The following is a 20,882-nucleotide window of genomic DNA, read 5'->3' on the forward strand; positions in this document are numbered from 1 at the left end:
ATATCGCCGATTTTTCGTATCTTTGTATGATACTTTACCCCCCAAATAGACGGGCCCGACCGGAATTGACAGGATGGAGATAGGTATGTAAGCATGCAGCGCGTTGTGAGACTAGCGCTTAAATCTGAACTCTCAAAACACAATTGGCGAAAATAACTACGCCTTAGCTGCCTAATTTAGAATTAGCATAGCTTTTGTCCCGCTAAGTTCCGCTTTGTAGCTTAGCACCAGGGGCATCGAACAACAAAGCTGGCCAGGGCTTAATGGTGTGATAGCCCGGCAAGATAAGACATCTAAGGAAGAAGGTACAGGCGAGCGATTGGCCTTCCCCTTCCCGACAATAAAATAATTGCTAAGCACGTAGAAAGCATAATTTGTCCCATGTTTGGACGAGAGTTCGAATCTCTCCGGGTCCACTTGATGATCAAAAAAGCAGGCAGCAGCCTGAACGAAGCAAAAAAGCCAAGCCCCGCAGGGTTTGGCTTTTTTTGCGTAGTGAGGGATGCCCGAGCGCAGCGAGGCTGCTTTTTGATCCACTGCACGGGTTAGGAGATGATCAGCGCAGCTAATCTCAAATACACTTCACCCAATTCCCAAAGGGCTTGTTTTTTGCATAGCGAAAGATGCCCGAGCGCAGCGAGGCTGCTTTTTGATCCACTGCACGGGTTAGAGATGATCAGCGCAAGCTAATCACAAATACTTCACCCAATTCCCAAAGGGCTTGGTTTTTTTGCATAGCGAAAGATGCCCGAGCGCAGCGAGGCTGCTTTTTGATCCACTGCACGGGTTAGGAGATGATCAGCGCAGCTAAGCTCTCCGGGTCCACAGCATCCGCCCTGGCTTCAGCGATGGCGGGCTTTCTTTTAGCTCCCTAGGGAGGACGCAATCCACCAAAGGCAATTGCCCGGCTCAAAAGCTAAGCCTTCAGCAAGAAATCCTATTTCATCAAAACTTCCTAATTTTAACGAAAAAAACACAGTTATGAGAAAGCTTATCTACGGCATTAATATCAGTTTGGACGGTTGCTGTGACCATACTAAATTTAGTGGTGGCGACGATATCCAGGACTATTTCCGGCAACTGCTGCAAGAGGTTGATCTGCTTGTTTACGGACGTAAAACTTACGAATTAATGGTACCGTTCTAGCCGGAAGTGGCTAAAACGCAGACATTGAACGAAGCAGGCAATGCATTTGCAAAAGTTTTCACCGGTATTCCGCGAATAGTTGTATCCCGGACCCTGACGGACCTCGATGATGAACAAACAAGAATTATCAACGAAAACCTGAAAGAAGAGATCCTGAAGCTCAAGCAACAACCCGGAAAAGCGATCTCCACAGGAGGCGTGGAATTACCTGCACGATTGATAGAACTCGGCTTGGTGGATGAATTCCACATGATAGTTCATCCCACGATCGTGGGCGAAGGACGACGCCTGTTTGCTGAAATGCGCTTACCCGAAAGCCTGGGTTTAAAATTAACTTCATCGGAAACGCTGAGTTCCGGCTGTGTGGCACTGCGATATAAGAAGAACTAAGAGCAATTTAAAAGTAAGCCCCCGATAATAAAAGCCCCCCGTCAATAATATTTTGGTATTTTTATTGCTCCCTGGGAATCAGTCCTGAAAAGCTCAGGATGTTTTTGTTATCCGCATACCAGACCAAATGATAAAAAGATTACTGCTGACTTCACTGCTATTCCTCGGGCTGACCCAACATTCTAAAGCGAACTTCGACTTCAACAACAACTGCATCAGGGCCTACCAGGCTATTTTTGACCTTCGGCTTAACGATGCAAAAACACTTATACAGAACGAGAAAAAACAAAACCCAAATAACGGAATTACTATCCTTCTGGATAACTATATTGATTACTTTACCCTCCTCGCATCAGAGAATAAAGCAGATTACGAACGTCTGAAAAACGTTAAATCAACCCGGCTCAGTGCGCTTGAGAAGCAGGATAAAAATTCCCCTTATTATCTTTTCGCTCAGGCGGAAGTGAATCTGCAGTGGGGAATGCTAAAAAGCCGGTTCCAGGATTACATGTCCTCGGCCATGGATATCCGGAGAGCAGATAATTTACTTTCGGATAATGCGGCAAAGTACCCTTCATTCCTGCCAAACAGGAAAAGTGCTGGCTTAATCGACGTGATCTTCGGTTCGATTCCTTCAAACCTGAAAGGTGTAGTTGCGGCACTGGGGATCAAGGGAAACGCAGGTTCGGGAATCAGGACCTTAGAATCTCTTGCATCCAGTTTACCCAAGTCTCCTTACAGCTTTTACAAGGATGAAGTAGTGTTCTTTCTGTGTTACATAGAAACCGACCTGGTTCACAACAAGGCTAATTACGGTAAAATAATGGGCCTGACCTCAACCATGGACGATACGAGTCTTTTGAAAACTTACCTGCAGGGCTACGTCTCCGCAAGAAATGCACGTAATGACAGCGCGATACAATACCTGTTAAAAAGGCCAAAGGGAAGCGATTATATTAATTTCCCGGTGCTAAACTATCACTTGGGAAATGCCAAGCTTAACCGTATGGACAACGACGCTAACGTTTACCTGGTGAATTACCTGAAAGAATATAAAGGAATCAATTACATCAAGGATGCATACCTCAAACTGGCCTATTACTTTTATTTGAGGGGCGATAATGCTAAGTACAACACGTTCCTGAAGATGGTGAAAACCCAGGGAAGCCTGTATGACGAAAAAGATAAACAGGCGCTTAAAGAGGCAAACGATACTCCTCCGGATATGGATCTGCTAAAAGCGAGGCTTTATTTTGACGGTGGATATTATCCTAAAGCGCTGGCTGAACTCGCGGGCAAAGATGCAAGTGATTTTAAGTTAAAAAGAGACCAGATCGAATTTTATTATCGGCTGGGCAGGATATACGATGAGTCGGGAAGGGATGCCGATGCAATAGCGCACTACCAGAAAGCTATAAATGCTGGAAAACTCAGTTCTTATTATTATGCAGCGAACGCAGCCCTTAGCATCGGGAATATCTATGAAAAGAGAAACGATAAAGCTAAAGCATCTTCATTCTATAAGCAGGCGATCGCTATGAAAAACCATGAGTATGAAAATAGTATTGAGACTAAGGCAAAGGATGGGTTAAGACGACTCGAATATTAGTTTAATACTTGCTTTATTGAGCCAAGAACCAGGAGCCAAGAATCAAGATTATCCACGTCCTTATATCTTTATTCCCAGTTCTTATCTCCTGGCTCTACGCTTAGCGTCTTGGTTCTTGATTCTTGACTATTCTTCGGTGGTGAACCGAAATTGCTTTTGAACGGCAGCTCTATGATGAACATTGATCTCCCGTCCCAACCTACCAAAATCGAAATCGTGATTAGTACCGCAGTCGAGCATATGGAAATAAACTGAGGGTCTTAGGCTTTCAAAATATTCGATCAGGTTACTGCTCCAGAGCAACTGGCATTTACCTTCGATTTGAGGGACGATATGATTAATTCCGTCTTTCATCACAATCTCACGCACATGATTAGATTCCAGGTTTCCCTGCGGGTACATCAATAACAGGTTTCCTGGCTTATTCAGCAATTGGGCCGCGTAAGCGAGGCTTTCATTTACCGTAGCTGTGCCCGGAGCAATAGAGAAACAGCCAAAATACTTCAGCCAGGGGTTCATCTGCATCTGCTTCTTTAGGACCATAATGTAAAACCCTTCTAACCCTCGCTTCTTGTGGATCACATTCCAGCAAAGGTATGCTGCCCAGAATCCATCCCAAAAACTAAAATGATTACACATCAAAAGGTAAGAGTGGTTCGACTTAATATCCACTCCATTGACAATCATTTTGTTAAATCTCTTCCTTAAAAACCAATTCAGGAAAGTACCGGCAACCTTTATCAGCCAGGGGAGTTGCTTTGCTTTGATGATCATAATAAACCGGATAAAACTTTTGCAAAATTACGGTTGATCATATCATGATTTTCGTCAATGATTACCTGCCTTGCCAACTTTATTTTTGGGATAAGGATCCGGCCGATTGCTGGGGGATAGCTTTTATCGCGCGCACCAAATATGAACGCGCTTCTGATCTGATGCCGGTTAAGCATGCTAACGAATTTATCAGCATCCAGCTTCATAAAACGCATGTAGCTGGCACACGCATAAAAGCTAAAACGCAGCTCCGGACTTGATATCTCCCGCCAAAGAATATCGTATGCTTTCTGATCAATGATCCTTGCCTTCTTTAAGGCCGATAAAAATCCGGTCATACCTTTATCGCTGAGTGCCATCCGCTCGAGCACTTTATTGCCCAGGCGGTTTGCACTGAAGAAAGTAAGGATCCTGCCGGGCTTCATGCTCGAGGGAGCAGCAATAAAAAGCTCTTCAATACGCTCAGGTATCTCCTCAACAAGACTGGTAGCGTAATGTGAGCCCATAGAATAAGCGAGAATTGAAAACCGTTCCACTCTAACTGATTCGCAGAAATCCATAAAGAGAGCTGCCAACTGAGACTTTGAGATCCCTTGCTTAACGGCTGCGACACTTTGATCTTTCAACTTGGTTTCTTTGTGGAAGAACAGATCAAAACCATAAAAGGTGTACTGATCGCCCATACTTTCCTCAAGGATCTTAAACTGTCTGCCATGCATGCCATAACCATGGAAGCAAAACATCTTTTTAGCCCCACTGCCGAATTTATAGTAGTGCATAACAACAAGGTCATTTGAAAAGTAATGATCAGTCATGCTTCAGTTTTGCGAGGGCAATAGCGCAGGCATAATCACCATCATGACTAATGCTAAGGCTAATTTCCATATCTGTATAATCTTCCGGCAGATTTACTTTTGGGATTCCGGCAATTCCGGATCGTATTATCTCTATATTCTTGAATCCAAGAGGCTGATGATTAAGCTGCTTGACAGCTTTATATACCGCTTCCTTGGCAGCCCAGGTTGAGGCGAATCTTAAAAGCGGCTGGTTGAAACTTTCGCAATATTCTATTTCGTTTGAAGTGTAAACTTTTTTCTGAAAAAGTGTACTGAAAGAAGCATTGAAATCCGGAAGGAAGACAATATCGTTTCCAACGCTAAACTTCCGCAATTGCAGCTCAAATACCGCTTCGTCAATGCTATTCTTCATCAATCCCAATTCCCATAATATTAAACCCTCCATCCACGAAGTGAATGTTTCCTGTAACCTTCAGAGACAGGTCGGAAAAATAATATAGCGCTGTGTCAGCTACATTTTCAGCCGTTACGTTTCCCAGCGGAGCAGTTACTTTCCCTATTTTTCGAAGTTTTCTCACACCATTTATACCGCCTGAAGATGTCGTCATGACCAGGCCGGCTGAAACGGCATTCACCCTGACGCCACTTTTGCGAAAATAGCTTGCAAGGTACAACATGATATTTTCGAGAGCAGCCTTGTTTACCGACATACCCCCATAGCCAGGGAAAACCCGTTGTGATGCATTGTAAGTCAGGGTTAGGACTGAGGCATTCTTCGCAAGCAAGGGGCCGGCAACCCGGCATATCCTTAGTAAGGAATATGCACTGATGTTAAATGAATCCATCAAGTCTTCGAAAGGAATATCAATATAGGATGGAGCTGGTTCATCGCTACCCGGCAAACTGTAGCACATTACGTTCTGACTTCCAAATGCTACTCCGTGCAGTATGTAATCAATTGGACCTAAACCGCTATAGACCTTATTTAAAAACTGTGCAATAGCCTGCTCGTCGCGAACGTCGACATCGGAGGCGTAAGCAGTGTCCATACCGTGTGATTCCATAAGGAATAGCACTTCGTCCCTTGTTTCAGGAACGTAATTCAGCGCTACTTTACATCCGGATCGATGTAATTTCAATGCAACGTGGAAGGCAATAGAACTATCATTCCTTACTCCGAACACCGTCGCTATCTTATTTTTATTATCTATCATGCATCATCCTTTGAAACCAGGACTGCGCTGTTTGTTCCGCCGAATCCATAGTTTAAACATGCAATAGTATTTATTTTCTTCTTGAAACTTTCCTGGGGAAGCAAATGCCTGTAGCTTTTCAAAGCCACAGACGGTCCGTCCCATGTTTCAGCCTTCTGGATATTCTCGAGCTCCGGGTTCAGATCAACCGAATTAAGGCATGGCAATACAGCCTGCTCCCTAAGCATAAGCAGCGCAGTAATAAACTCAACAGCACCAGCAGCACCGAGCATATGCCCAAACTGAGATTTTGGTGCCGAAATATGATACCCCGAGTCGCCTAAGACGTCAACCACACTTAACAGTTCAATCGGATCTCCTGCAGGGGTGGATGTACCGTGAACCTTCACAACGTCCGGCTTGATTCCGGTATTCGCCAGCAAGCCTTTCCAAAGTCTGCGCTGGCCGCCAAACGAAGGATAAAACATATCTCCATCACCGTCGGAATTGTTGTAATAACTATCAATTACACCAAGTATGTTTGCTCCGCGGCCTTTAGCCAATTCATATTCCTCCAGGCAGACGATCCCTGCGCCAAACGAGCATACGAAGCCATTCCTGTTCATATCAAACGGCCTGGAGCTTTCCTCGGGCGCAAATCCACGGCTCAGTACCTGCATGGAATCAAATCCAATAAGAGATTCGAGAGAAGTAGTTTCCACTCCGCCAGCTATCACGCGATCCTGCATCCCAAACTTAATCAGGCGGTAAGCATGGCCGATATTACCAAGCCCGGTTGCACAGGCTGAAACTATCCCTTCACAAACGCCCCTGTTTCTTATAAGACAGGAAACATTTGCCGCCTCACGGTAAACCATTGCCCTGTCTACAGTATGTGCACCTGGGGAACGTGACTTTCCCCCTTTTTGGAAGAAATGATGCCATGCCGGCCGTAATAGTGCATGTCCGCAACCTCCCGAGCCTATAACAACGCCTGTAGCTTCTGACTGAGTGTCCTCAGTTGACCACCCAGCCATGCTGATCGCATCCATGGTTCCGAGCATCGCCCATATACTTCCCATATCTGCCGTAGCCAGATTAGCCGGAGGTATTCTCTTTAGCAGATCAACGTATACCTCAGGGTAGTTCTCCACGATAGTGGAATAAACGGTATCCAGGTTCACCTCGGCATCCGTAATATAACCCGCGACTTTCGACCGCACTTGCTTATCACAGGCAACTGCCTCGTCCCAGGTCCTGATAAGACTCTTATTAGAAAACAGCTTATCTGAAAAGTCGTTCAAGTCTGAACAGGTCGGAAAAACCCCTCCCATTCCTACAACAGCAACTTTTCTTCCCTGCAGCTCCATCTAAGCTCTTTCCTTAGCCCTGATTACCAGATCTACGATATCTTTTACCTTCGAGCCCATATCGTCGATATCATCGTCCTCAAATTCAACTTCAAACTTCTGCTCGGCTTTCGCAGCAATGTTGATCAGTTCAGTTGAGGGTGTATTTAAGTCGGCTATAAAATCTGTTTCCTCGGTAACGTTTGTCAGCTTTTCCGGGTCTATGGTACGCACCGTTCGCAAAATTTCTACAAGGCCGTCGATTATTTCCTGTCTTTCCATTATGTACTTGTTGTAAATGTGTCTTTTTTTAACGCTCTGCCGGTAATATCAAATAGCTCCGCGACCAGGCTGAATCCATCCCCAATCTGGTAGTTTTCCAGCCGGGATGCCTTAAAATCGCTAAAGTATTTTGTCAAATCTAAACCTTTCGGCACTTTATATATCCTCCCGTCACTTATCATTTGCCTGAATTTATAGAACTTAATGTTCCCGATGCTTATAAATGTCTCTCCTTCCGCCACATAGTTATGAAAATTGACCGCACCTACGCTGATAAATGCGGGCACGAATCTTTCCTTTAGCTCCAAAGGTGTGCAGTTTAATTTTTTACACTCGAGGAAAGTGCCGCATGATACAATAGTTGCCTGGGCAAACGCCTCGATTTGATCGACTCCCCGAAAAACTCCAAAGTGATCATGCACATCCCGCGGCTTAGGTGTATAGCTTGCTATTATCCCTGTATGAGGCTCATGCCAGTGAAAAGCATCCACAAGCCGCTTGGTCGGCCCATGCAAAAGCATATCCCCCGGCTCAACTCCTACCAGATCATTCATGTTAAAAGAGTCCGCCATTCACCTCAATATTACTGCCGTTTATGTAGGATGCTTTGTCTGAAAGTAAAAAAGCGATGGTTTCGGCAATTTCGTCGGCCCTACCGAAGCGTTGAGCGGGAATCATCTTTAAATATTTTTCCTTTTCAGACTCCGGAACGGCATCTGTCATGGGCGTCTTAATAAAACCTGGCGAAATACTTAGCACCCTGATCTGATGTCCCTGGTACAATTGCCCCGCTTCTTTAGCGAGTGATTTTGAAAAAGCGATCAGACCGGCCTTGGCAGCCGCATAGACCGACTGAAAAGCGTTTCCTGTTTCTGCCACACAGGAACTTACGTTAATTATAATTCCCTTGTTTTTTAATCCGAACAGCTTGATAACAGTCTTCGATATCATTATTGGAGCCTTCAGATTCACCATGAGCATAGAATCGATGTCTTTCTCGGGCTGAAATGCCAGCGGCTTGTCAAGTGACATGCCAGCATTATTAATCACTGCAAAGAGATCATCGCCATGCTCTGATTTAAGTTTTTTACAAAACTCTTTTAATTCGTCAGGGTCGCCAAGATCAGCGGCGAGGACAAAGTTTCCTTCCCTTAACTCCCTGATGTTTTCATCACGCGAAGCATGCAGGATCAGGCAATAATCCTGATTGAGGCGCCTGGCCATTGCCAGCCCTAAACCTTTACTTGCCCCGGTAATTAAAACTTTTGGCTGACTCACAAATTTGGGATTAGGTTATTCGGTAATATCTCCAAAAATATAAATATCCTTAGAAACTTCAGTTATCGGTCCAGTCCTAATTGTTTTCTAAATATGGTCTGCCAGTTCGATCCACACCGGACCATGGTCACTGCTCTTCTCCCATCCTCTAACGTGCCTGTCCACACCCGCAGCTTTTAATCGCCCTTCAACAGCAGGGCTTAACAGAAAGTGATCTATCCTTAATCCGGCATCCCGTCCGTACGCGTTCCTGAAGTAGTCCCAAAAGGTATAGATTGTTTGATCAGGATAGAGCTTACGTATGGCATCCGTCCAGCCCTGGCTAACCAGCTTATGAAAAGCAGCACGTGTTTCGGGCCTGAAAAGTGCGTCATCTACCCATCGCTCCGGTTTATAAACATCCAGTTCGGTTGGCATTACATTGTAATCACCGGTTAGAACAACAGGCAATCCGGAAGCGATCAGTTCAGCGCCATGCAGCGTTAAGCGATCAAACCATTTCAATTTATAATCAAATTTAGGACCCGGAGCAGGGTTACCATTAGGCAGGTACAAACAACCCACAACTATACCGTTGACCTGAGCTTCAATATAGCGGCTATGAACATCCTCAGGATCGCCCGGCAAAACCCGTCGCAGCTCCTTAATTTCCATTCCCCTGGCCAGTATAGCCACTCCATTCCAGCTCTTTTGCCCATGCCAGATCGCATTGTATCCCGCATCATTGATAGCTTGCAGAGGAAATTTTTCTTCGGGGGCTTTAAGCTCCTGCAGGCAGACAACATCAGGTTTAGTTTCTTCAAGCCAGCGGAGCAGAACAGGTAAACGCCCATTTACTCCATTAACGTTATAAGTAGCTATTCTCATTTTAAGACTCTATTGTATAAGCCAATATCGGGATAAAAAACAAAATCCCACCGCGTGAACTTAACCGTCGACTGAAAGTCATAAATTCCTGATATGGCTTTAGCATGACCAACAACTGCTTCTCTTTATTGTTATTTGTTTAAACATTTAATCTTAATAACGCATGAGTAATAAACTTCTTTTACCATACAATTCAGGTTCGCTAGACCTTAAAAACAGGACCGTAATGGCTCCCATGACCCGCAGCCGCGCCACATCTGATAATATACCTGTAGATCTTATGACCGAGTATTATCGCCAGCGGGCAACCGCAGGCTTAATAATTACAGAGGGAACGTCCCCCTCACCAAACGGTCTGGGATATTCAAACATTCCCGGCATTTTTAACCAAAAGCAGGTTGAGGGTTGGAAAAAGATCACGGATGCAGTACACCATGAAGGTGGAAAAATCTTCGTTCAGTTAATGCATACCGGCCGCATCGGGCATCAGTTAAATCTTCCTGAAGGCGCAGAAGTATTTGCACCTTCGGCTATAGCAGCAGCAGGGCAAATGTACACCGTCAAGGGGGGCATGCAGGATCATCCCGAACCACGGGCCTTTACAACGGCAGAGGTGAAAACTACGATTAAAGAATTCGTTGATGCCGCCAGGAATGCTGTCGAAGCTGGTTTCGATGGTGTAGAGTTGCATGGCGCAAATGGTTACCTGATCGAGCAATTCATAAATCCCAAAACTAATATCCGGACCGATGAATATGGCGGCAGCATTGAAAACAGAAGCCGTTTCCTCCTTGAAATAGCCGGGCAGGTTAGACAAGCTATCGGCAAGGACAAAGTAGGTGTCCGGTTCTCACCACATGGAGCTTTTAACGACATGCCGGCTTATGATGAAGTCGATGAGACTTATACTTATCTTGCTGAAAAGCTGAATGAGATGGAGATACTCTATATTCACGTACTCGATCATTCATCAGGAAATAACTCACCGGAAATAACTCATGTCAAAGGCATAATCCGTTCAAGGTTTCAAAATATCATTATTTTTTGCGGTGGTTTCAATAAGGAGAAAGCAGAGAGCGAACTGGACAAAGGAATAGCAGATCTTATTGCTTTCGGGGTGCCATTTCTTACTAACCCTGACCTGATTGAACGTATGAAAATTGGTGCAGAGTTAAACCAGCCTGATTTTGGAACATTTTATACTCCGGGAGAAAAGGGATATACGGATTATCCGTTTCTTTCATAGAATTGGGCTTACGGCCCAATCTCTTTTTAACCGCAAAGGCCGCAGAGGTCTGCGCAAAGGTCGCGGAGTTAGAACGCGTTGATTAGTCACCTGGTCTCTGTGACCTTTTCGAAAAACTTTGCGCCCTTTGCGGTTAAACTAAGAAAGTCATAAATTGCCGCTTATTGCTATGAAAAGAAAAGATTTCCTTAAAACTTCAGTTGCAGCGGCAGGCCTTTCCGTTCTTCCGCACCTGGCATCAGCCAAATCTCCTGCCCCAGGGAAGTCTTTCCGTTTCGCCTTTATTTCTGATATACATATTAAGCCGGAGAAAATTGCCGAGGAGGGCATGACCCGCTCACTTCAGCATATCCAAAAATTAAGACCTGAAGCGGAGTTTATTATAATGGGTGGCGATGCTATCTATGATTCGCTGAAGGCTACGAAGGAATACACGAAAGTACAATGGGATCTTTATCAATCGATCTTAAAGAAAGAGAACGTGCTTCCTGTTTACAACTGTATCGGGAACCATGATATTTTTGGCTGGTATAACACACCACAGGTCACCGCAGACCCTTTGTATGGTAAAGCCTGGGCTTTAAAGGAACTTGGTTTATCTGCTCCCTACTATCATTTCAATAAGGGAAAATGGGATTTTATCGTTCTCGACAGTACCCAGCAGCGTCCTGAAGGCGGCTATATTGCAAAACTTGATGAAGACCAGTTCCAATGGCTGGAGAAAAAACTGGCTGAGATCCCATCTGATCATTTTATAAGCATCATTTCCCATATCCCAATATTGTCCATCTGTGCAGGATTGTATTTTGGGAAGAACGACCCGAACGGCGATCTGAGGATCCAGTATATGCTCATGCATACCGATTTCTTCAGGATCAAAGAACTATTTAATAAATACCCCAACATTAAAAACTGCCTGAGCGGCCATATTCATTTAGAGGACGAAGTTGATTACAACAACGTCCGATATTTCTGTAATGGAGCCGTGAGCGGTAATCTCTGGAAGGGCCCATACTACGAATTTGGTCCGGCATATGCCCTCTTTGATTTTTATGAGGATGGAAGCTGTAAGAGGGAAATGGTTTCTTACTACTGATCCATACCCGCTGATGCATACTATTAATTTCTGCAATCTATCTTGTCGAACTCTATATTAAATACTGATGCTTCAGAAAACACCTCCCGTCCGGTTTTAGGATCAACAGTATAATTTTTCTGAACGAGCTTATCGCCATCCAGCTTAAACTCAACCTGCAGGGTATCGTTCATTCCCTCCTGCATGTATATCCACTGGCCTTTAATAAGTTCACCGTCTTTTATTGCGCTTATCGTGCCTACACGTTTATCCTTTTCTTTCGGATAATGGCCGAAATCTCCGGTAACTTTATCACCATCAATGATAAGTTTCAGGGATGTGGTATCCTGATTAGCAGTACCAGCAAGCTTTTGGAAGCACATGGTCTGGTTCACAGGCAGATCGGCAGGTTCGACAGCCGTATTTGCCGCTACTGCTGTATCGCTTACTTTTGAACTTGTTTTATCCGGGGTTGAGGTGCAGGCTGCAATGCTAACCATTGCCGCAAATACTATCATTAGACGTTTCATAATTCTTTTCGGAACTTTAGCAATTACCCTGCCTGTTCTTTTGAAACGCCGAAAAACTTATCGCTAAAATTTACGAGAAAAAGCTCGTTCGTAGAACGGGTAATGCCTGTGTACAGCCATCTTAAAAACTCCGTATTCAGCATTTCGTCTGTGAGGTAGCCCTGATCGACAAATACCGCAGGCCATTGCCCCCCCTGGGCTTTGTGGCAGGTAATCGCAAAAGCAAATTTGATCTGGAGGGCGTTATAGTAGGGATCTTTCTTCATCTCCTCCATACGGATCTGCTTATTTTCAAAATGCATATAATCTTCCTGAACTGCCTCAAATAAGCGTTTACTATCGGCAGGGGATAAACTGGGGGTTTCGGCATATAAAGTATCCAGCAGCACTTTGCATGTTAATGGCTCTTCATCAGGATAATCAAGCAGCTCGATAACAACATCCGCGAAGCGGAAACCATATTGTTCGTCTACCCGCCTTACCTTTCTGATCTTTGCTATATCACCGTTAGCAATAAAGCCATTGCTATTATCCTCGTTTTGAAGCCAGAAATAATTGTTGCGCACTACCATAATAAAGTCGCCGCCGGTTATTTCCTCATCACGGAACAGTATCCTGTTCCGGATATTCTGATTATATGCGTTTGCGCTCTTATTCGACCTGCAGATCACAATAGAGTTTTCCATCCCATATTTATCGTAGGCATAACTCAGTCCCTCGACCAGCTTCTCGCCGGTCATTTTAAAAATATCCCTGAAGCCTTTTAGATGGAATTTAGGGAAAGTGCTCCTGCCCTTTCTCACGAGCTCCCGCAAAGCAGTAGCATTATACAATATGCCCGATTCCTTTTCCTGCCTGACCACGTCTGTGAGCTCATAGGTAAATACATTTAATCCAAAATTACTTTCAAGCACCTTATGGTCAAGGGCCGGGCTCTGCTCAGATCCTACCGGCGGGAGCTGAGCAGTATCTCCTACCAGCATTAGTTTACAATTCTTTGTATTGTAAACGTAACTGATCAGATCCTGAAGAAGGCTGTGCTTGCTGTAATCATGAACCTGGTCGGAGATCATCGATGCTTCATCAACGATAAAGACCGTGTTTTCTGCAAGATTGTCTGCCAGCACAAAGTTTATATCAGGGCTTGCTGCCACCTTTTTGCGGTATATTCTTTTGTGAACTGTAAAAGCCTTTCTGCCAGAATAAGCACTTATAACTTTTGCAGCCCTGCCGGTCGGAGCCAGTAAGACTGATTTTAACTTAACGCGGGGAAGCACTTTAACTAAAGCACTTATCATAGTAGTTTTTCCCGTCCCCGCATAACCTTTGAGCAGAAAGCATTCTTCGCCAGAACCCATTGGAAGAAATTTCTCAAGCAAAGCGAAAACGTCCCGCTGTTGCTGAGTAGGCACCATACCAAAATTCTGTTCGAGAATATCCTTTATATTCATGCTACAATTTGCAAATTCTTCCCAACCTCAGTTCCACGAAGAGCAAACATCCAAATAATTATAAAGTATTCCGCAGGAAACAACAAATATGGCGCAGAAACTTTACTTTTGTATAAGATGAATAAACTGCTTTATCTTTCAACCAGCGAGGTTCAGTCGCAGCTTGCGGTCAAGTGCAATCTGCTTGTGCATATCGGAATGGATACAATTCGTTATGCTATTACTGATGCTTTCGGGACAGATCTGCAGGTTCTGGCAGAGTATGATACCGGTAAACCTGAGTCACCGTCTGAACTGATAAAGGTAATTGAAAGCCTGCCTGAGAGTAGTAAACAATTCAAATACAGTTTTAATAAGGTGAAAGTTTCTTATGATACTTTTAACTACACTTTTATTCCGGCCGACCTGTATGAACAGGACGACGAAGAAGTCTATGCGAAGTTCATACGAAGTGAAGAAAACACAGAAGTATTGGTTACGAATATCCGTACAGCAGACATAAAGAATGTAAGTGCCATCGATTCGAAACTCCACCAGTCAATAAGCAGGATATTCCACAATCCGAAAATATTTAACCAGGCGAGTCCGTTTGTGGAGGGAACTAAGAAAACACTAGGCACCGATCGGGATTCTGCACTATTCATTGATTTCAGCGCTGGTCAATTCCAGGTCGCATATCTAAAAACGTCAAAACTTGAGTTCTACAATATTTTTGAATTTGCCAACCCCGATGAATTCAATTATTATCTGCTGCATATCATTGAATCACTGTCTCTGGAAACCGGGGAAACCAAGGTGATAGTCTCAGGTAAGGTTTCCGATACGGACGAGGTTTATAAACGGACACAAAAATATTTCCCTTCCATGGGATTTGCCGATGCGAATTTACTTATGAAACATTCTGAAAGGTTTGAAGATGTGCCGTTGCATACTTACTTCTCGTTAATCGCTTTGGACCTATGCGAGTAATTGGGGGTAAGCTAAAAGGAATACGGCTAAATCCACCAGCAAAATTACCAGTCAGACCCACTACTGATATCGCTAAGGAAGCCCTTTTTAATATTCTATATAACCAGTTTGATTTTGACAGCATTCATGTCCTGGACCTGTTCAGCGGAACCGGCAACATTTCTATTGAGTTTGCTTCGCGTGGTGTTTCCTCAATAACTTCGGTCGACCGGAATTTTGGATGTTATAATTACCTTAAAAGCGTGGCAAAACAGTATGATTTGCATGCGATTCAAGTCAATAAAGCAGATGTTTTTAAGTTCCTGGAAATGGAAACAGAGAAATATGACCTCATATTTGCCGACCCTCCTTACGACCTGCCCCAGATGAACCTGCTTGCTCCAGCTATATTCACCAAAGCGCTTCTTAAACCGGAAGGTTTTCTGATCATCGAGCATCCGAGCATGAAAAAAATTGATAATGATCCGCATTTTGTAGAACAAAGGATTTACGGATCATCTTCTTTCAGCTTTTTTAGCAATAAATAATCGCCATTACTCCTTTAATCGTCCATTTATCCCTTAACTTTACATTATGAAGATCGCCTTATTTCCAGGTTCATTTGATCCAGTGACTAAAGCCCACGTAGACATTCTGCGCCGTGCAGTTCCTTTATTTGATAAGGTAGTTATAGGGATCGGCCTTAATAGCACCAAAGCGGCATTTCTGGATATAGAAACTCGTAAGAAGATGCTTTTAGCTGTGTTTTCGGACGAAGCCAGGGTGGAAGTAGCAACCTATGAAGGCCTGACCGTAGAGTTCTGCAAGAAGATCGGGGCTGCATACATGATCAGGGGAATTCGTACTGTATCGGATTTTGAATACGAGAAAGCTATCGCACAGATGAATCATGCTTTAGAACCTGAAATAGAAAGTATCTTTATTGTAAGCAAACCAGGATATTCATCTATCAGTTCCACTATCGTGCGCGATATACTGAGATACAATGGTGACGTTAAACAGTTCGTTCCTAAGGAAGCTTTTGAACTGCTGCCCTGACTGAAGGTAATATCGACTCGCCTGACGGCTTTTGGCGGTTAAACTATAGTAATTATTACCACTCAATGACCCGGATTACGTCTTTGATTAAGGGATAGGTGTTTTCCTTTACCAACATAAAATCTCCGGGAGCAAGCCATTTCGCATCGGTTATACCCTCCTCCAGCTGAGGTGTAAGGTGAGTTTGATTGTCGGCCCGCATCCAGTACCAAACAGTCTTCTTCATAACCGTCGCATTGTTCTCCTCATAAACGTGGTAGGTTTTACAGATCCTGTCACCGGTACTGCTTATTACTATCCCGCACTCTTCCTCAACTTCTCTAATGGCTGCTGTGCGGAAGCCTTCCCCTTTGTCGAGCTTGCCCTTTGGAAGGTCCCATTTGTCTTTGCGATAAATAAACAGATATTTATTCTCTTCATTACTTACTAAACCTCCGGCGGCTTCGATGAGTTCCATAGATTTCCTGATCTTTTTAAAGATATCCTTAAACTTACCGGACCTGATCAAAAAGGCTTTTGGAGTTTCCTGAGTCTTCACCTTTTGATAAAACTTGGCAAACTTAAACCCTTTAGTATCAATTTCCTGATAGTCTTCGAGATCAGAAGGAATGGATTCCGTAAGTATTAAAACCGATTCATTAATATATATTTTATAAATTTGCGGCATGAGTAACAAGGGTGAGATTGAACAAAAAGTAGCTGAGTTTCTTCTGCAAATTAAAGCAATTAAATTACAACCAAATAATCCATTTACCTGGGCATCCGGATGGAAATCTCCAATTTATTGTGACAACCGCATTACGCTGTCGCATCCGGCAATCCGGACTTACATCCGCCAGAAACTATCGACCCTTATACAGGAAGCGTTCGGATCTGTATCGGTTATAGCTGGCGTGGCTACGGCTGGGATACCTCAGGGTGTATTGGTTGCCCAAGATTTAGGACTTCCGTTCATTTACGTCCGCTCCAAGGCTAAAGAGCACGGAACGGGCAGCCTGATAGAAGGTGAGTTTTCGCCAGGCCAGCGAGTTGTGGTGGTAGAAGACCTGATTTCTACTGGTAAAAGCAGCCTCCAGGCAGTTAATGTACTGCGCGACGCCGGATGCGAGGTAGCAGGCCTGGTTGGGATCTTCAGCTATGGATTCGATGCCGCAGAAGAGAACTTCAAGGAGGCAAAGTGTCCGTTTTATACGCTTTCTAATTATAATGCATTGATCAATTATGCACAGGAGCATAACTTTGTTATGGAAGATGATCTTAAATTGCTGAGGAAATGGCGGGAAGACCCGCAGACTTGGGGAAATACAATTAATACTTAAGAGATGACTGTTATAGAAAGTAAGGCTACTATTAACAAACCTGCACATGAGGTTTACAAGTTTCTTGCCGACCTGAATAACCATCAGCAACTCATGCCTGAAAATATCTATAATTGGTCTTCCACAGAAGATGAAGCCCGGTTTACCATTCAAAATATGGCAAAACTGGCGCTCAAGGTTTCTTCACGAAGCAAGGATAAAGAAATTGTTGCCGTTCCTTCAGAGGAAGCACCCTTTGCACTGGAGCTTAAATGGTCAATAAATGAAACTGACGGCAAAACTGAAGTCTTATACGCGATATCAGCTGAGTTGAATATGATGATGAAAATGCTTGCTTCAGCACCATTACAAAAACTAGCCGATCATGAAACGAGTGCGTTGAAGAAGGTTTTGGAAGGTTGAGCAATTTGCTGATTAGAGAATCATTTTGTGGCGGTTAAAGGATATTGCTTCTCGACCCCGTCCGAACAGCCTTCATCCGGCCGGGCACCTTCGGGGTCAATGTCTGCTTCACAAAGACAAATTTTCATACTATATCACTTAATATCAGACATTTAGTCTGTTGAGGCCAATGTGAAGCGACAAAATTTCAGGCCATTCAGAACTAAAAGCAAGTGGTCTTTGTTTTGATGATAAAGATCGTATGAATCTTAACAATTTCACAATCAAAGCACAGGAGGCCATACAAAAGGCTTCCGAAATAACTGCAGGCAATCAGCAGCAAGCTATTGAAACTGCACATATACTAAAAGGGTTGTTAACTGTCGACGAGAATGTTGTCAGTTACCTCCTTAAGAAGCTTAATGTTAATATAAACCGCGTTACTGAAATACTGGATGCTCAAATACAGAGCTTCCCCAAGGTTAGCGGCAGTGATATTTATCTCTCATCGGGCGGCAACAGCGCACTGCAAAAAGCACAATCTTATCTCAAAGAATTTAAAGATGAGTTTGTATCCGTTGAGCATATCCTGATGGGGTTATTAACTACAGGCGACAAGGTAAGCTCAATCTTAAAAGACGCGGGAGTAAACGAAAAAGACCTTAAGAAAGCCGTGCTGGAGTTGCGTGGAAACACCCGGGTAACGGATCAGAACGCAGAGGCAACTTACAATGCGCTGAATAAATACGCCCGGAACCTGAACGAGTACGCTGAATCCGGCAAACTGGATCCGGTTATTGGCCGCGACGAGGAGATCAGGCGGGTGATCCAGATCCTTTCGCGAAGGACAAAGAATAATCCGATCCTTATCGGTGAGCCTGGAGTAGGTAAAACTGCCATAGCTGAGGGAATTGCCTTCAGGATTATCCAGGGAGACGTGCCGGAAAACCTAAAATCAAAAACTGTTTACTCACTGGATATGGGTGCCCTGATCGCCGGAGCCAAGTACAAGGGCGAGTTTGAAGAGCGTCTAAAGGCCGTAATTAAAGAAGTTACTCAAAGCGACGGGGAGATCGTTCTCTTCATTGACGAGATTCACACACTTGTAGGGGCCGGCGGTGGTGAGGGTGCGATGGACGCGGCAAACATTCTTAAGCCTGCGTTGGCAAGAGGAGAGCTGCGGGCTATCGGAGCCACCACGCTTAACGAGTACCAGAAATACTTTGAAAAAGACAAGGCCCTGGAACGCCGTTTCCAGAAAGTTTTGGTAGATGAACCAAGCACGCAGGACGCCATTTCGATTCTCCGCGGGTTAAAGGAGCGTTATGAAACGCATCACAAGGTCAGAATTAAAGACGAGGCGATCATTGCAGCGGTAGAACTGTCGCAAAGGTATATTTCAGACCGTTTCCTTCCTGATAAGGCCATAGACCTGATGGACGAAGCTGCATCTAAACTTCGTTTAGAGATGGATTCTGTACCAGAGGCTGTTGATGAGCTTAACCGTAAGATCATGCAGCTTGAGATCGAACGTGAGGCTATAAAGCGCGAGAACGACGAGAAAAAAGTGAATGAACTTTCAGAAGAGATCGCCAACTTATCAGGTGAGCGGGATTCATTTAAGGCCAGGTGGCAATCTGAAAAAGATCTCGTGGACTCGATCAACACTCAAAGCGAAATGATCGAAAATTATAAGCTTGAGGCTGATCAGGCTGAGCGGGCTGGCGATTATGGCAAAGTAGCTGAGTTGCGTTACGGTAAGATCAAGGAAGCGCAGGATAAAACCGCAGAGCTTAAAAAGCAATTGGAAGAGACGCAGTCAGACAACCGGATGCTTAAAGAGGAAGTAACTTCAGACGATATTGCCGGGGTTGTGTCAAGATGGACGGGGATCCCGATCACCAAGATGATCCAGAGTGAACGCGAGAAGCTTCTTCAAATGGAGAAGGAACTGCACAAACGCGTTGCTGGTCAGGATGAAGCTATTGAAGCCATCTCTGACGCAATCAGACGGTCAAGAGCGGGCCTGCAGGATAAACGCAAGCCCATCGGCTCATTTATCTTCCTGGGTACCACGGGCGTAGGCAAAACCGAACTTGCCAAAGCGCTTGCCGACTATCTCTTTAATGATGAGCACGCCATGATCAGAATTGATATGAGCGAGTACCAGGAACGGCATGCAGTTTCCAGGTTAATTGGTGCGCCTCCCGGATACGTTGGCTACGATGAGGGCGGACAATTAACAGAAGCCGTACGCAGAAAGCCGTATTCGGTTATTCTTCTCGATGAGATTGAAAAAGCCCATCCTGATGTATTCAATATCCTTCTTCAGGTTCTCGACGATGGAAGGCTGACTGACAATAAAGGCCGTGTGGTAGATTTCAAGAACACAATCATCATTATGACCTCTAATATTGGCTCGCATCTGATCCAGGAAAACTTCAAAGAACTGGATGAGTTAAACCGTGAGGGAATTATTGCTAAGACCAAGAGCGAGCTATTTGAATTGCTTAAGCAGACAATCCGCCCTGAGTTTTTAAACAGGATCGATGAACTCATCATGTTTACACCGCTAAACCGCGAAGAGTTAAGGGATATTGTATCGCTCCAGTTCAGAGGCGTGCAGGACACGTTAGCCGAAATGGGTATAGAGATAGAAGCATCCGAAGAGGCCCTTGACTGGCTTGCGCAGTTGGGCTATGATCCGCAATTCGGGGCGCGGCCACTGAAACGGGTTATCCAGAAACGAATTCTGAATGAACTTTCAAAAGACATTCTATCTGGCAAAGTGGACAAGGAAAGCAAGATCAAACTGGATATGTTCGATAATCAGTTCGTCTTCCTTAACACTGATAAGACTACGGCAGAAGGCGAATAACCTTGCACTGCCGGAAAAATTGGCTAAATAAAAAAGCAGCTTTGACTGGTCAAAGCTGCTTTTTTATTAGGATGTGTTTTTAAAGTATGTGAAATTAAGCCAATCTCACGTTAACAGCGCTCAGGCCTTTTTTGCCTTCTTCTACTTCGAATTCTACTTTATCATTTTGTCTTATATCCTGTTTAAGTCCACTTACGTGAACGAAGATTTCTTTGCCATCCTCTTGGGTGATAAATCCGAATCCTTTAGACTCGTTGAAAAATTTTACTGTACCAGTTTCCATTAAATTAATTGTTTAGTTACTAAAATA

At 44.2% G+C, this 20,882-nt stretch carries 24 protein-coding genes and 1 other RNA gene; 12 read left to right on the top strand and 13 right to left on the bottom strand.

From position 1 onward, the window contains the following. The first annotated feature begins 51 nt into the window (after positions 1-51). From ssrA to P2W76_RS11745, 4 genes are all read left to right on the top strand, one after another. Positions 52-419: a transfer-messenger RNA gene (ssrA, locus tag P2W76_RS11730) on the top strand. Positions 420-981: 562 nt separating this feature from the next. Further along, entirely contained in the window at positions 982-1,146 is a 165-nt protein-coding gene (locus P2W76_RS11735) for a hypothetical protein (RefSeq protein ID WP_276348015.1), read from the top strand. A gap of 24 nt (positions 1,147-1,170) precedes the next feature. Beyond that, on the top strand, positions 1,171-1,536 hold the full coding sequence (locus P2W76_RS11740; protein ID WP_276348016.1) for a dihydrofolate reductase family protein: 366 nt from the start codon (positions 1,171-1,173) through the stop codon (positions 1,534-1,536). 127 nt (positions 1,537-1,663) lie between these two features. Further along, a complete protein-coding gene (locus tag P2W76_RS11745; protein WP_276348017.1) occupies positions 1,664-3,145 on the top strand; it encodes a tetratricopeptide repeat protein in 1,482 nt (493 codons plus the stop codon). Between the two features lie 126 nt (positions 3,146-3,271). Here P2W76_RS11745 and P2W76_RS11750 read toward each other — a convergent pair whose 3' ends face one another. From P2W76_RS11750 to xth, 9 genes are all read right to left on the bottom strand, one after another. Next, positions 3,272-3,919 (bottom strand): 1-acyl-sn-glycerol-3-phosphate acyltransferase, encoded by a 648-nt coding sequence (locus P2W76_RS11750; protein ID WP_276348018.1) that lies wholly within the window; start codon positions 3,917-3,919, stop codon positions 3,272-3,274. Continuing rightward, positions 3,916-4,734, bottom strand: a complete 819-nt coding sequence (locus tag P2W76_RS11755) for an alpha/beta hydrolase (RefSeq protein WP_276348019.1) — start codon at positions 4,732-4,734, stop codon at positions 3,916-3,918. The genes P2W76_RS11750 and P2W76_RS11755 overlap by 4 nt, the downstream gene beginning before the upstream one ends. Next, entirely contained in the window at positions 4,727-5,128 is a 402-nt protein-coding gene (locus tag P2W76_RS11760) for a holo-ACP synthase (protein WP_276348020.1), read from the bottom strand. The genes P2W76_RS11755 and P2W76_RS11760 overlap by 8 nt, the downstream gene beginning before the upstream one ends. After that, a complete protein-coding gene (locus tag P2W76_RS11765; protein ID WP_276348021.1) occupies positions 5,118-5,930 on the bottom strand; it encodes an SDR family oxidoreductase in 813 nt (270 codons plus the stop codon). The genes P2W76_RS11760 and P2W76_RS11765 overlap by 11 nt, the downstream gene beginning before the upstream one ends. Next, the gene (locus P2W76_RS11770) at positions 5,927-7,279 is read right to left on the bottom strand and encodes a beta-ketoacyl-[acyl-carrier-protein] synthase family protein (protein ID WP_276348022.1); all 1,353 of its coding nucleotides are present in this window, start codon (positions 7,277-7,279) and stop codon (positions 5,927-5,929) included. The genes P2W76_RS11765 and P2W76_RS11770 overlap by 4 nt, the downstream gene beginning before the upstream one ends. Continuing rightward, positions 7,280-7,540 (bottom strand): acyl carrier protein, encoded by a 261-nt coding sequence (locus P2W76_RS11775; protein WP_276348023.1) that lies wholly within the window; start codon positions 7,538-7,540, stop codon positions 7,280-7,282. Next, on the bottom strand, positions 7,540-8,112 hold the full coding sequence (locus P2W76_RS11780; RefSeq protein ID WP_276348024.1) for a hypothetical protein: 573 nt from the start codon (positions 8,110-8,112) through the stop codon (positions 7,540-7,542). The genes P2W76_RS11775 and P2W76_RS11780 overlap by 1 nt, the downstream gene beginning before the upstream one ends. Beyond that, positions 8,096-8,818, bottom strand: coding sequence for an SDR family oxidoreductase (locus P2W76_RS11785; RefSeq protein ID WP_276348025.1), 723 nt, complete (start codon positions 8,816-8,818; stop codon positions 8,096-8,098). Before P2W76_RS11785 ends, P2W76_RS11780 begins: the two co-directional genes overlap by 17 nt. Before the next feature lie 87 nt (positions 8,819-8,905). Further along, on the bottom strand, positions 8,906-9,685 hold the full coding sequence (gene xth, locus P2W76_RS11790; RefSeq protein ID WP_276348026.1) for an exodeoxyribonuclease III: 780 nt from the start codon (positions 9,683-9,685) through the stop codon (positions 8,906-8,908). Positions 9,686-9,848: 163 nt separating this feature from the next. Between xth and P2W76_RS11795 the strand changes: the two genes are divergently transcribed. Both P2W76_RS11795 and P2W76_RS11800 read left to right on the top strand, forming a co-directional pair. After that, complete coding sequence (locus P2W76_RS11795; protein ID WP_276348027.1) at positions 9,849-10,931, top strand: alkene reductase; 1,083 nt, start codon at positions 9,849-9,851, stop codon at positions 10,929-10,931. Between the two features lie 169 nt (positions 10,932-11,100). Next, complete coding sequence (locus tag P2W76_RS11800) at positions 11,101-12,027, top strand: metallophosphoesterase (RefSeq protein ID WP_276348028.1); 927 nt, start codon at positions 11,101-11,103, stop codon at positions 12,025-12,027. A gap of 23 nt (positions 12,028-12,050) precedes the next feature. Here the strand turns inward: P2W76_RS11800 and P2W76_RS11805 are convergent, their stop codons facing one another. Together P2W76_RS11805 and P2W76_RS11810 are read right to left on the bottom strand one after the other, a co-directional pair. After that, the gene (locus tag P2W76_RS11805; RefSeq protein ID WP_276348029.1) at positions 12,051-12,536 is read right to left on the bottom strand and encodes a hypothetical protein; all 486 of its coding nucleotides are present in this window, start codon (positions 12,534-12,536) and stop codon (positions 12,051-12,053) included. Positions 12,537-12,559: 23 nt separating this feature from the next. After that, a complete protein-coding gene (locus P2W76_RS11810) occupies positions 12,560-13,987 on the bottom strand; it encodes an AAA family ATPase (RefSeq protein ID WP_276348030.1) in 1,428 nt (475 codons plus the stop codon). A 117-nt stretch (positions 13,988-14,104) separates the two neighbouring features. On the opposite strand from P2W76_RS11810, the gene P2W76_RS11815 reads away from it, so the two are divergent. From P2W76_RS11815 to coaD, 3 genes are read left to right on the top strand one after another with little or no spacing between them, the layout of a single operon-like run. Next, on the top strand, positions 14,105-14,956 hold the full coding sequence (locus tag P2W76_RS11815; protein ID WP_276348031.1) for a DUF3822 family protein: 852 nt from the start codon (positions 14,105-14,107) through the stop codon (positions 14,954-14,956). Continuing rightward, on the top strand, positions 14,947-15,483 hold the full coding sequence (locus P2W76_RS11820) for an RsmD family RNA methyltransferase (protein ID WP_276348032.1): 537 nt from the start codon (positions 14,947-14,949) through the stop codon (positions 15,481-15,483). The genes P2W76_RS11815 and P2W76_RS11820 overlap by 10 nt, the downstream gene beginning before the upstream one ends. A gap of 46 nt (positions 15,484-15,529) precedes the next feature. Further along, on the top strand, positions 15,530-15,994 hold the full coding sequence (gene coaD / locus P2W76_RS11825) for a pantetheine-phosphate adenylyltransferase (protein ID WP_276348033.1): 465 nt from the start codon (positions 15,530-15,532) through the stop codon (positions 15,992-15,994). Positions 15,995-16,049: 55 nt separating this feature from the next. Here coaD and P2W76_RS11830 read toward each other — a convergent pair whose 3' ends face one another. Then, a complete protein-coding gene (locus tag P2W76_RS11830) occupies positions 16,050-16,661 on the bottom strand; it encodes an NUDIX domain-containing protein (RefSeq protein WP_276348034.1) in 612 nt (203 codons plus the stop codon). On the opposite strand from P2W76_RS11830, the gene pyrE reads away from it, so the two are divergent. From pyrE to clpB, 3 genes are all read left to right on the top strand, one after another. Continuing rightward, positions 16,660-17,313, top strand: coding sequence for an orotate phosphoribosyltransferase (gene pyrE, locus P2W76_RS11835; protein ID WP_276348035.1), 654 nt, complete (start codon positions 16,660-16,662; stop codon positions 17,311-17,313). The two genes, P2W76_RS11830 and pyrE, sit on opposite strands and share 2 nt — an antisense overlap. Before the next feature lie 3 nt (positions 17,314-17,316). Continuing rightward, positions 17,317-17,715, top strand: coding sequence for an SRPBCC family protein (locus tag P2W76_RS11840; RefSeq protein ID WP_276348036.1), 399 nt, complete (start codon positions 17,317-17,319; stop codon positions 17,713-17,715). A 241-nt stretch (positions 17,716-17,956) separates the two neighbouring features. After that, the gene (gene clpB, locus P2W76_RS11845; RefSeq protein WP_276348037.1) at positions 17,957-20,572 is read left to right on the top strand and encodes an ATP-dependent chaperone ClpB; all 2,616 of its coding nucleotides are present in this window, start codon (positions 17,957-17,959) and stop codon (positions 20,570-20,572) included. A 94-nt stretch (positions 20,573-20,666) separates the two neighbouring features. On the opposite strand, the gene P2W76_RS11850 is transcribed toward clpB, so the two are convergent. Continuing rightward, entirely contained in the window at positions 20,667-20,855 is a 189-nt protein-coding gene (locus P2W76_RS11850; RefSeq protein WP_079703939.1) for a cold-shock protein, read from the bottom strand. Between the last annotated feature and the right edge of the window lie 27 nt (positions 20,856-20,882).

Origin of the sequence: Daejeonella sp. JGW-45 (genome assembly GCF_029360805.1) — a bacterium.
In the GTDB taxonomy this organism is placed as follows: Bacteria; Bacteroidota; Bacteroidia; order Sphingobacteriales; family Sphingobacteriaceae; genus Daejeonella.

Coding starts and splice junctions, on each gene's coding strand:
- P2W76_RS11820 (WP_276348032.1), top strand. CDS start 14,947: ATGCGAGTAATTGGGGGTAAGCTAAAAGGAATACGGCTAAATCCACCA.
- P2W76_RS11805 (WP_276348029.1), bottom strand. CDS start 12,536: ATGAAACGTCTAATGATAGTATTTGCGGCAATGGTTAGCATTGCAGCC.
- P2W76_RS11760 (WP_276348020.1), bottom strand. CDS start 5,128: ATGAAGAATAGCATTGACGAAGCGGTATTTGAGCTGCAATTGCGGAAG.
- P2W76_RS11750 (WP_276348018.1), bottom strand. CDS start 3,919: ATGATCATCAAAGCAAAGCAACTCCCCTGGCTGATAAAGGTTGCCGGT.
- P2W76_RS11810 (WP_276348030.1), bottom strand. CDS start 13,987: ATGAATATAAAGGATATTCTCGAACAGAATTTTGGTATGGTGCCTACT.
- P2W76_RS11755 (WP_276348019.1), bottom strand. CDS start 4,734: ATGACTGATCATTACTTTTCAAATGACCTTGTTGTTATGCACTACTAT.
- P2W76_RS11765 (WP_276348021.1), bottom strand. CDS start 5,930: ATGATAGATAATAAAAATAAGATAGCGACGGTGTTCGGAGTAAGGAAT.
- coaD (WP_276348033.1), top strand. CDS start 15,530: ATGAAGATCGCCTTATTTCCAGGTTCATTTGATCCAGTGACTAAAGCC.
- P2W76_RS11795 (WP_276348027.1), top strand. CDS start 9,849: ATGAGTAATAAACTTCTTTTACCATACAATTCAGGTTCGCTAGACCTT.
- P2W76_RS11780 (WP_276348024.1), bottom strand. CDS start 8,112: ATGGCGGACTCTTTTAACATGAATGATCTGGTAGGAGTTGAGCCGGGG.
- pyrE (WP_276348035.1), top strand. CDS start 16,660: ATGAGTAACAAGGGTGAGATTGAACAAAAAGTAGCTGAGTTTCTTCTG.
- P2W76_RS11735 (WP_276348015.1), top strand. CDS start 982: ATGAGAAAGCTTATCTACGGCATTAATATCAGTTTGGACGGTTGCTGT.
- P2W76_RS11815 (WP_276348031.1), top strand. CDS start 14,105: ATGAATAAACTGCTTTATCTTTCAACCAGCGAGGTTCAGTCGCAGCTT.
- clpB (WP_276348037.1), top strand. CDS start 17,957: ATGAATCTTAACAATTTCACAATCAAAGCACAGGAGGCCATACAAAAG.
- P2W76_RS11830 (WP_276348034.1), bottom strand. CDS start 16,661: ATGCCGCAAATTTATAAAATATATATTAATGAATCGGTTTTAATACTT.
- P2W76_RS11775 (WP_276348023.1), bottom strand. CDS start 7,540: ATGGAAAGACAGGAAATAATCGACGGCCTTGTAGAAATTTTGCGAACG.
- P2W76_RS11840 (WP_276348036.1), top strand. CDS start 17,317: ATGACTGTTATAGAAAGTAAGGCTACTATTAACAAACCTGCACATGAG.
- P2W76_RS11800 (WP_276348028.1), top strand. CDS start 11,101: ATGAAAAGAAAAGATTTCCTTAAAACTTCAGTTGCAGCGGCAGGCCTT.
- P2W76_RS11850 (WP_079703939.1), bottom strand. CDS start 20,855: ATGGAAACTGGTACAGTAAAATTTTTCAACGAGTCTAAAGGATTCGGA.
- P2W76_RS11770 (WP_276348022.1), bottom strand. CDS start 7,279: ATGGAGCTGCAGGGAAGAAAAGTTGCTGTTGTAGGAATGGGAGGGGTT.
- xth (WP_276348026.1), bottom strand. CDS start 9,685: ATGAGAATAGCTACTTATAACGTTAATGGAGTAAATGGGCGTTTACCT.
- P2W76_RS11745 (WP_276348017.1), top strand. CDS start 1,664: ATGATAAAAAGATTACTGCTGACTTCACTGCTATTCCTCGGGCTGACC.